The sequence below is a fragment of the Pseudarthrobacter sp. GQ63 genome, from assembly GCF_059758765.1.
This window is the reverse complement of the sequence record NZ_JCAXEF010000042.1, coordinates 1-386: the sequence shown is the minus strand read 5'-3', so window position 1 is coordinate 386 and position 386 is coordinate 1. Positions and strand designations below refer to the sequence as shown.

Genomic DNA, 386 nt, shown 5'->3' with positions numbered 1-386 from the left:
AACGAGGAGGACAGCCGGTCACCGGAGGAAATCCGCGAAGGCCTGCTGCACATCTACTCCGTCATGGAAGGCTGCGTGGCCGCGTCGCTGAAGCGGGAGGGTGTGCTGCCGGGCGGGTTGAAGGTCCGGCGCCGTGCCCCGGACTGGTATGACCGGTTGCGGAAGGAAAGCGCCCGGCCCGGCGGCGCCGGTGACGAGAACGGGGCCGGGGACGAGTTCCATGATCCGAAGTATTGGCAGGAGTGGGTTAATTTGATTGCTCTTGCGGTGAATGAGGAGAACGCCTCGGGGGGCCGTGTGGTGACGGCGCCGACGAACGGGGCTGCGGGGATCATTCCGGCGGTGCTGTATTACGCGCTGCATTTCGCACCCGGGATGGAGAACGC

Annotated in this window: 1 protein-coding gene; it reads left to right on the top strand. The window is 65.8% G+C overall.

Annotated elements, in window-relative coordinates; translation table 11 throughout:
* On the top strand, positions 1-386 hold a 386-nt coding region (locus AC6CHP_RS20750; RefSeq protein WP_498232059.1), incomplete at both ends, for an L-serine ammonia-lyase, iron-sulfur-dependent, subunit alpha.